The 7,213-nt window shown below is 36.1% G+C and carries 6 protein-coding genes and 1 pseudogene; all 7 read left to right on the forward strand.

Features of this window, described 5'->3' with window-relative positions:
- The coding region (locus CIK00_RS21215) for a helix-turn-helix domain-containing protein (protein WP_233426587.1) at positions 1 to 443 on the forward strand (443 nt) is incomplete at its 5' end.
- A gap of 515 nt (positions 444 to 958) precedes the next feature.
- Positions 959 to 1,291 carry a MobC family plasmid mobilization relaxosome protein gene (locus CIK00_RS20790; RefSeq protein WP_233426588.1) on the forward strand — a complete coding sequence of 111 codons (333 nt, stop codon included), beginning with the start codon at positions 959 to 961 and terminating at the stop codon, positions 1,289 to 1,291.
- Positions 1,281 to 1,598 (forward strand): annotated as a pseudogene (locus CIK00_RS21735) (mobilization relaxase); the annotation flags it as partial. The gene CIK00_RS20790 and the pseudogene CIK00_RS21735, both read left to right, overlap by 11 nt.
- Positions 1,599 to 1,968: 370 nt before the next feature.
- Complete coding sequence (locus tag CIK00_RS21740) at positions 1,969 to 2,421, forward strand: MbeB family mobilization protein (RefSeq protein WP_202820825.1); 453 nt, start codon at positions 1,969 to 1,971, stop codon at positions 2,419 to 2,421.
- An 828-nt stretch (positions 2,422 to 3,249) separates the two neighbouring features.
- Positions 3,250 to 5,226, forward strand: a complete 1,977-nt coding sequence (locus CIK00_RS20800; RefSeq protein WP_101770426.1) for an acyltransferase family protein — start codon at positions 3,250 to 3,252, stop codon at positions 5,224 to 5,226.
- Between the two features lie 493 nt (positions 5,227 to 5,719).
- Positions 5,720 to 6,094: a helix-turn-helix domain-containing protein gene (locus tag CIK00_RS20805; protein WP_101770427.1), complete on the forward strand. Its 375-nt coding sequence runs from the start codon at positions 5,720 to 5,722 to the stop codon at positions 6,092 to 6,094.
- A 324-nt stretch (positions 6,095 to 6,418) separates the two neighbouring features.
- Positions 6,419 to 7,213: replication initiation protein (locus CIK00_RS20810; RefSeq protein WP_101770429.1), on the forward strand; the 795-nt coding region annotated here is incomplete at its 3' end.

The following is a 7,213-nucleotide window of genomic DNA, read 5'->3' on the forward strand; positions in this document are numbered from 1 at the left end:
AATTTACTGTTCCACTTCCTGTATCAGAAGTTAAGGCGATAGCTAAATCGATTGCGAATTGGACATACCGACACTTTACACCTGAAAAATTCCGTGAATCTCAGGCTATCAAGGGACGTAAAGGTGGTTTAGCTGGTTCTATTGAGAATAAGGTTAAGGCTGGTGCATTAGGCGGTCTTATTGGCGGTAAGAGAGGTTCTATTGAGGATAAGGCTAAGGCTGGTGCATTAGGTGGCCTTATTGGCGGCAAGAGAGGTTCTATTGAGGATAAGGCTAAAGCTGGTGCATTAGGTGGTGCAATATCTAATGGTGGGGGGCGTAAGTCTAATAAAGTAGAGTTATTACCAATGGTTTTACAGATGCTTGAACTAGGATACAACCAATCAGCTATTGCGGAACATTTGAGTATAACTACACGTACTATTCGTAATTGGATTAAGTAGTAGGAAAAAACAAGCAAAGTAAAGCAAGCCTTATCAGATAACAGCCCGTTTTAGGGCTGTTTTGCTTTCTAGGGTATTTAAAAAGAAACCTTATTGTTTGTGTGCGGAGCACAAACTCATCACGCACTCGATATTGAATCTGGTGATTGTGTGTAAAGTTGGGGCAGCTTGTCTGTCCTACTTTTCCACATGAATCTTTACCTATCTTTCTTTACAAGTTGCACTCAACATCCCAGGACTTTCTCACTCCCTTTTTATCTGACCACCTTCGCAAATAATACCTTTCTTATTAGCTTTCCCATTCTCTTAGATTTAATCTATAAATGCTGACTCTTTCGGTATAAGCCAGCATACACAGAGTGCCCTTAGTCGCTTCGCTCCTTCGGTTATCTGTGAGCTGGAAAGGGACGCTAACGCCCCCTTTACCCCAGTTGCCCCCCCGAAAAATTCCCTCGCTTTAGGCGAGATATTTTTTAGTTGTGGTTAGTTTTATAACAATTAAGGTGGTGATGTTGGTGATAGAACAAAGAACGAAAATCATAAAAATTAGGGTTAATGAGTCTGAGTATTTTGAATTAGTACAACGTAGTCTTAAACCTCGATTAGCCGAATGGATGCGAGAACATTGTCTTGGTGCAAAAGTTCCTCGTGCTAATACTGTTCCTAAAATCGATCCTGCACTACTTCGACAACTTGCCGCGATTGGAAATAATATTAATCAAATCGCACGAGTTCTTAATTCTAAAGATTGGAAACCAGTAGAACGTATTCAATTATTTTCGCTTCTTTCTAGTATTCAGAGGGAGCTATCTTTCATTAAGTCCGAGAATACACACGATGATCGTTAAATTTCATGCACGAGGAGCCGGTCGAGGGGCTGGCCCTGTGGAATATCTGCTTGGTAAAAATCACGATAGAGAAGGTGCGGCACTTGACCGTGGCGACCCTTTTGAAATTCAAGCACTGATTGATTCTAGTCCTTACGCAAAAAAATATACGTCAGGTGTTTTGTCTTTTCAGGAATCAGATTTAGATCGTCAAACCAAAGATAAAATCATGTCGAGTTTTGAAAAGGCATTGTTACCTGCTCTTGAGCCTGATCAATATTCTTGTCTTTGGGTAGAGCACCGCGATAAAGGTCGGTTAGAACTGAATTTTGTTATACCTAATATTGAATTGCTTACAGGTAAACGCCTACAGCCTTACTTTGATAAAGCAGATCGGCCACGGATTAATGCGTGGAAAATAGGTATGAATACTAGCCTGAAACTTCACGACCCTGATGATCCAATGAATAAGCGTGAATTAGTCACGCCGAGGGATTTACCACCATTAAAAAAAGAGGCTGCGAGTGTCATTACTGATTCTTTATTAATACAGGCAAAGAATGGTCAGTTAAAAAATAGGGAAGATGTGATCTCAATATTAGATAAATCTGGATTTACTGTTGTTAGACAAACAAAAAAAAGTATTTCTATTGCTGACCCTGATGGTGGTCGAAATATACGATTAAAAGGCATGATTTATGAGCAAGATTTTAGATTTGGCACAGGACTTCGAAAGGAAATCGAAGGAGCAAGCCAACGTTACCGAGAACAATCTGAAGATCGAATTCAACAAGCACGAGAGATTTATCATCGAGGCGTTGAAATTAAGCGAGCAGAAAATACAAAAAGATATCCAAGACCAAACCAAGCGCATGAGTTGGTTGGTGATAAAAAATTGGTTCAAAGTAATAGGATTGGCAATCATATTAATAATGATATTTGGCATAGTAACGATGTGGCAGGCCAAGAAAATATCCGAGAATTATCAAGAGATCAAAAGTCAGAATATCGCCCTGAAAAAATTAGAGAAAGCCAATATTTCAATGCAGACGGAAGATGGAATAAATTATCTGATTCTCCCGAAGAAAGCAGTGATAACAGATACCTACAGGTCAAAAACGAATCAAGCAGTAATAACTTGGACGAAATAAATCATGACAGAATTAGAAAAGCAGTTATTGAACGCATTCGAGAATTTACAACAACAACACGAAATGCAACACAACGACTTTGCGAAGGCTTACAAAACTTTAAGGATGATGTTCGAGACTACCTCAAAAGAGAACAAGGACTTACTCAATCAAGTAACAATATTAAGCAATCAAGTGAAAGCATTGAACGGTCAAGTTCAACAGTTAGAGAAATATTACAGTATGAAGAGAAATTAAATTATCAACAGGAACGGATTCAAGATAGAGGCATGAGTCTGTGATTTATGGTTAGTTTGATGTAAAAATTGGCATAAATGAAATTTTTGGATGTGGTAACACTGATAACAAAATAACAACGTCACTTTTGGATTGATTAAGCCTAACAAAACCTAGCAATATGTCGGTTTTGTTGGTGATTTTCCCTGAACGATGATCACGTAGTGCGCGTTAGATGCCATATGTTAAATACAGACGTTTCTAACTCAAAGTCATACTACGAGTCGAGTGATCGGTATTTTTGGTCTTAGAATCGTTTTTAGGGGCGATTTGACGGGTATTTGAGTCATGTCAGACTGATAAGCGATTTATGGCGAGATGGATTGATGAAAAATGGCAGATTTAAAATAAATCTATTTCGAGGGGTTTTGCCTAAATTTAGATTTATTTTAAATCTAAGGCATAAGGTCGCTAATGGCGACTTTTATTGTATCTGGACGTTACCGCGTATCTCTTAATATAAGTAAATAGACATACTGACAGTAATAAATTACTTAATCATATGGTTTTGATATCATATAGATCTTTTTTCTTATTTAATTTTTACTTTTCATGAAATTTAGAACCGATATAAATGGTTTGAGGGCTATTGCCGTCATTGCCGTTGTTTTATTCCATTTTAACCCATCATGGGTTCCTGGTGGTTTTGCTGGGGTTGATGTCTTCTTCGTGATTTCTGGTTTCTTAATGACTGGACTCATCTTTCGTGGGCTAGAGAATAATAACTTTTCTATTATTAATTTCTATGTTGCCCGTGCCAATCGTATCATTCCTGCATTATCAGTTGTCTGCTTGGCTTTATTGGTATTTGGCTGGTTTTATTTTACGCCATTAGATTATCGAACATTGGGTAAGCATGTTGCTAGTAGTATGGGATTTGTGTCCAATATTATTTATTGGCGAGAATCTGGTTACTTTGATGCAGCATCACATAGTAAGTGGCTACTTCATACATGGTCGTTGTCTGTAGAGTGGCAGTTCTACATGATTTACCCTGTAGTATTAGTGCTATTGAAGAAGTGTATGTCACTCACGAACATTAAGCGCTTGCTTGTTGTTGGTACCGTAGTTGGCTTTGTATTTAGTGTTTATGCGACATATCGTTGGCCTAATCCTGCTTATTTCTTATTCCCGACTCGTGCATGGGAAATGATGATGGGTGGTCTGGCATTCCTTTATCCCTTACAGAACCTTAAAGAGACAAGCAAAAAGTATCTTGAGTGGATTGGTATTGCGTTAATTTTAGCTTCGTATGCGTTTATCTCTAAAGATAACTTGTGGCCTGGATACTTAGCGTTAATTCCTGTGCTTGGTGCTTATCTGATTATTATTGCTAACCGTAGTGGTAGCCTGATTACAGATAATGTAGTGATGCAGAAAGTAGGTTTATGGTCTTACTCTATCTACCTATGGCATTGGCCTGTTGTGGTATTTGGTTATTATTTTGAAATGCAGCATTGGGAATGGATTGGTATTCCTGTATCTGTTGTATTAGGTTTCTGTAGCTACAAGTTTGTTGAAAGTATTAAGTTTCCTGCGTTAGCGAGCATTTCATTTAAGCCAATAGCTACGCTTAAGCCATTGTGGATGGTGGTAAGTATTGGATTGGTTTCATCTTTTGTTTTTATTGATCATGGTATTGAAAGTAGAGTTAACAAACGGGTGGTTATTGCAGAGAATAGTGCTTTAGACAGAAACCCTTTAACTGAAAAATGTTTTTATTCGCCAACAGATCCTGTTGATTCTAAACCATGTATCATTGGTAATAAAAATAACATTAAAGCTATTATTATTGGTGATAGTCATGCTGATGCTTTATCCGCAGGTGTTCTTTCCGCATTTAATTTAAGTAATGATGGGGTTGTGGCTTATTTAAGATGGAGTTGTCCTTTTATTTTGGGGGTGAAAAACAAACATTATCCTATTTATAATTGCACTGAGAGTAATTATAAGGAATTTAAAGAAGTAACAACTAAATATAAAAATATTCCTGTTTTTGTTATTAATAGAACATCTTCTTATATATGGGGACAGTCTGAAAAAGCTAGAATTACAGATAATAATAGTCCGGGTGTGTATTTTACTAAACCATATAATGCGGTGAATGATACTTTATTAAATGAATTTACAAACAAATATTTAGATACTATTTGTAAATTAGAGAAAACAAACCCAGTATTCATTACTACACCGACCCCTGAGATGCTATTTAATGTACCAAAGACTATTGCAAAATTATCTTTACTAAAAGATAAAGAAGAGAACATCGTCTTACCTAAGGATAATTATATTAAAAGAAATAAATACGTACTTAATCTGATGGATAAAGCTCATAAAGAATGTGGAGCAACAATATTAGATACAAGCAAATATTTATGTGATGATAAAGCTTGTTATGGCTCAATTAAAGGACATCCATTATATTATGATGGTGATCATTTGAGTGTTTATGGAAGTAAGTTTTTAACGCCATTATTTAAATCTGCACTAAATAATCATAATCGAAATTTAAATGGTGAACGGTCATAACTATATTGAGTTAGTTTATATTGTGACTTTTGGGTGAAGTGTTAAGGGGTTTAACATTTGCTTCTTTTGGGAGTGAATGTTCAAGTCCGCCTTGGGCTACCAAATTTCAGAAGAAAGCCTCAATCTCAAGATTGGGGCTTTCTTATTTTATTATAAACAATAAAATATTTACCGTGTTCATACTTATAGTAAATTACCTGTTTGTTTTTGTTAGTACGCATAAAACTTTCTTACGTTAAATACCGTCCATCGTGACGGTATTTTTGTATGTGGCGTAGATTTGAAATAAATCTATCGAGGGGGATTTGGAAAGGTTGCTAACGACTATTTTTATAGATATTCGTACTGTATTACAGTTCTGCATGCCAGATGATAAGGTATTGTGATAAGTTATATTTTTTATGTACTGTAATACATATCTGTAAGACAGATTTATTTCCTTTCTTCATCCCTTTATAATCAATAGATATAAGTATTTCAGGTGTTTAATTTTATGTCTCGAAGTAAAGCAAAAAAAACAACGAATTCAAGTACAACAAATAAAACAAAAATGGTGACACTTCGCGTTCCTAATGAAATTGCAATTTTATTACCAGAGAAAAATAAAACCGAATGGATTCTTGAAGCAATCAAAGACAAACTTTTAGTTCAAACTCAACATTCAGTTAAGCAAGTAACAAAAGAAAAAACGGCAACGGTTGGAATTAAATACGCTGAAATTGTTACGCCAAATGGACGGTTTAAAACTCAAGCAGAAGCAGCTAAAGCGTATGGTTGTGCAAAAAGAACGTTTAGTGATTGGCTAAGGAATAAATCAAAACCTGATTTTTATGGGATTACGTTACAAGGGGATGTGGTTGGAAAGTAGATATACGTCACATGTTTGATAGAACTAACTAATAATAGAATTAGTTAATTTATTGATATTTATACAATTAATGCATTGTTAGTTTTTAACGAAAAAAACAGATCCAACTAAATGATTTATATAGAGAAATTTTGAACTTTAAATATGATAGCGTATGATAGGTTTCAGAAAGGACAAAGCCCCGAATCTTATATCAAACTTGGCGGAATGGATAAGAATTCAGGGCTTACGAAAACTATCACAGGGATAATGATCTCTTAGGGAATTATATCAGATGCCACTTCAAACACAATTATTAGATTACCGCCATAAGTGCAGTTATGCGTGAATATTAAGCATTCAAACCGTTTTAAACTGGATCTTGAAGATCAGTTTATCAATACCTTACCTTATAAGCCTTATTGTACGGATGAACTAGGGGTTACTTATATTCGCCCTAGGAAAAACGCAATAAAAAGAAAGTACATTCAAATCAATCGACCTAAGATGATCATGTATCTAATCTTTGATATTGATAGGAATGGTGCTGTTTATGCTTGGTACGATGAAAATCTTCCCGCCCCATACTGGACAAGTAAAAATCCAGAGAACGGTCATGCTCATATTGTTTATCGCCTAAAAATTCCATTCTGTACGTCAGATATTGCGAACTTAAAACCTATTCAGTATGCCGCAGCTATTCAATCCGCCATGATTGAACGATTAGGTGCTGATCGTGGTTATGCAGGATTATTAACAAAAAATCCGAAGCATCCATATTGGCAGAATAATGTTTGGACAGAATATGAATATACATTAGATGAGTTGGCTGATTATCTTGATCTTAGAGGTCATCCGTTACGAGGTCAGCAGGCTATTGGTCTTGGTCGTAATTGTGAGTTGTTCGAAAATGTACGTAAATGGGCATATAAGACGATCCGTGAATATTGGCAGCCTAACTATAAGCGTTCATGGAATGAAGCTGTCTATGCCGAGGTAGAGTCTTTAAATAATCAATTTACTGTTCCACTTCCTGTATCAGAAGTTAAGGCGATAGCTAAATCGATTGCGAATTGGACATACCGACACTTTACACCTGAAAAATTCCGTGAATCTCAGGCTATCAAGGGACGTAAAGGT

Source organism: Photobacterium carnosum, assembly GCF_002849605.1.
Taxonomy (GTDB): domain Bacteria; phylum Pseudomonadota; class Gammaproteobacteria; order Enterobacterales; family Vibrionaceae; genus Photobacterium; species Photobacterium carnosum.